General features: G+C 61.2%; 2 protein-coding genes. Both read right to left on the reverse strand.

The annotated features are described in order from the left end of the window. Window positions 1-301: 301 nt before the first annotated feature. Complete coding sequence (gene guaA, locus ACXJ7R_RS29465; protein WP_457154900.1) at window positions 302-1,864, reverse strand: glutamine-hydrolyzing GMP synthase; 1,563 nt, start codon at window positions 1,862-1,864, stop codon at window positions 302-304. A gap of 55 nt (window positions 1,865-1,919) precedes the next feature. Next, complete coding sequence (locus ACXJ7R_RS29470; protein WP_457154901.1) at window positions 1,920-2,495, reverse strand: MarR family winged helix-turn-helix transcriptional regulator; 576 nt, start codon at window positions 2,493-2,495, stop codon at window positions 1,920-1,922. Window positions 2,496-2,682: the final 187 nt, after the last annotated feature.

Consider the following 2,682-nt stretch of genomic DNA (forward strand, 5'->3'; position numbering starts at 1 on the left):
AGTCAGCATAGCTGCTGCCTCCAAAAAAGTACCGTCAGGGTATTTTCGAGGCCTGTCGACAGAAAATTCTATTTACTTTCAATTCCTTACGGGCAAAAAAGTACCGTCACAAGCCTTACTGGCCATGACGGTACTTTGAAAAATCCCAAGCGGCAATATGTGGCAGATCCGTCAGGCAGCCCGCCGATGCCAATTTCTGCCTACCGATAGCTGTTGAACGCTACTGGATAATTATCTTTTTATTTTCAGATGCTTAAGGAGAATAATGGCGAATAATCGGCGGCGTTCGGATGGGCCTGAATCATTCCCACTCTATTGTGCCGGGCGGCTTTGAGGTGACGTCGTAGACGACGCGGTTGATGCCGCGGACTTCGTTGATGATGCGGGTGGCGGCGGAACCCAGGAACGCCATGTCGTAGTGGTAGAAATCCGCCGTCATGCCATCGACAGAGGTGACGGCGCGCAGCGCGCAGACGAACTCGTAGGTGCGGCCATCGCCCATCACGCCGACAGTCTGCACCGGCAGCAGCACGGCGAAGGCCTGCCAGATGGCGTCGTAGAGGCCGGCCTTGCGGATCTCGTCGAGATAGATGGCGTCGGCCTCGCGCAGGATCTCCAGCTTCTCGCGGGTAATGCCGCCGGGACAGCGGATGGCTAGGCCAGGGCCTGGGAACGGATGCCGGCCGATGAAGCTTTCGGGCAGGCCGAGCTCCTTGCCAAGGGCCCTCACCTCGTCCTTGAACAGTTCGCGCAGCGGCTCGACCAGCTGCATGTTCATGCGCGCGGGCAGGCCGCCGACATTGTGGTGCGACTTGATGGTCACCGACGGGCCGCCGGTGAAGGAGACGCTCTCGATGACATCGGGATAGAGCGTGCCTTGCGCCAGGAAGTCGGCGCCGCCGAGTTTCTTCGCCTCCTCCTCGAACACCTCTATGAACAGCCGGCCGATGGTCTTGCGCTTCTTCTCCGGGTCGGCCTCGCCTTCCAGCGCCGAGATGAACTTGTCGGCGGCATCGACCAGGATCAGCGGCAGATTGTAGTGCTGGCGGAACATCGCCACCACGCCCGCAGCCTCGTCCTTGCGCATCAGCCCGTGGTCGACAAGGATACAGGTCAGCTGGTCGCCGACTGCTTCGTGGATCAGAAGTGCGGCGACCGACGAGTCAACCCCGCCCGACAGGGCGCAGATGACCTTGCCCTTGCCGACCTGCTTGCGGATCGCCTCGACCGCGTGTTCGCGGTAGGCGCGCATCGTCCAGTCGCCCTCGATGCCGGCGATGTTGTGAACGAAATTGCGCAGCAGCCTTGCGCCGTCCGGGGTGTGCACGACCTCGGGGTGGAACATGATGCCGTACATCTTGCGCTCGACATTGCCGAAGATGGCGAAGGGCGAGCCTTCGGACTTGCCGAACACTTCGAAGCCCTTGGGCAAGGAGATGACGCGGTCACCGTGGCTCATCCACACCTGGTGGCGCTGGCCGGGCGCCCACAGGCCCTCGAACAGCGGGCTGTCCTTCTCGATCTCGACAAAGGCGCGGCCGAATTCGCGATGATCGGAGCTTTCGGCGACGCCGCCCATCTGCACGCACATCGCCATCTGGCCATAGCAGATGCCAAGCACCGGCACGCCGGCATCGAAGACGATCTGCGGCGCGCGCGGGCTGCCGATGTCCGACGTCGAGGCGGGGCCGCCGGACAGGATCACGGCTTTCGGATTGATGCGCTCGAACGCCGCCTCGGCCGACTGGAACGGCACGATCTCGGAAAACACGCCGGCCTCGCGGATGCGGCGGGCGATGAGCTGCGTAAACTGGCTGCCGAAATCGACAATCAGGACGGTGTCGGGATGATTGGCTGTTTTCATGGCGAGCGTTTAGAGAAAGAAATGAGTCGACGCAATGGGTTGCGGGGCCTTGCTGTCACTTCGATTCCACGACTTCACCTTCAGCGCCAGTGTCTTCATCCTTCGCCGCAGCCTGTCCGGCCGCAAGTGCTCGCAAAGCGCCCATCAGCGCCGTGAACCGCTCCTCGCCAATGCGACTGACATAGCGCCGCTCGATCTCCATCTTGACCCGATCGCCGTCGCGCAAGGCATCCAGCCCCTTGCTGGTGTAACGCACCATCTTGCCGCGGCCATCTTGCGGATCGGGCAGACGCTCGACGATCCCCTCCGCCTCGAGGCCGTCGAGCAGTTGCTGGATCGCCTGCTTGGAGATTGCCGAGCGTTCGATCAACGCCGACTGGCGCATGCCGTTCCTGGTGATGTGACCAAGCAGTCCGGCGCGTGCTTCGGTGAACCAGCCGTGACCGGCGGCGCGCATCGCGGCGGCGAATTCGGTCTGCCAGGCGCGGCTTGCCTGCCAAAGGCGCCAGCCGACGTGATCGGGCAGGGTGTCGATTTTTTCGTCAAGCTCCTTGACCATTTTCTCCAAACTCCATATAGTCAAGATACTTGACGATAAACATCCCGTCGAGGCTCTTTCGAACTCAAGCACGGACAGGGACCATGACAATTCTCGACAGGAACATGCTGGCCGTTATCATGGTTGGCACCACGCATGTCATCGACATGGGCGGCAAGGACGCCTTCATCCACTACGAAAACGAGAACCGGGCGCATATGCTGCTACCGGATGGTACCCTTTTCCATGGGATCTGGATGCTGCTCGACCACGGCTACAA

The sequence above is a fragment of the Mesorhizobium sp. P5_C1 genome (assembly GCF_054049815.1).

What these genes read in the sequence shown, in the direction of transcription:
- guaA (WP_457154900.1), bottom strand. Translation starts at nt 1,864, where the DNA reads ATGAAAACAGCCAATCATCCCGACACCGTCCTGATTGTCGATTTCGGC.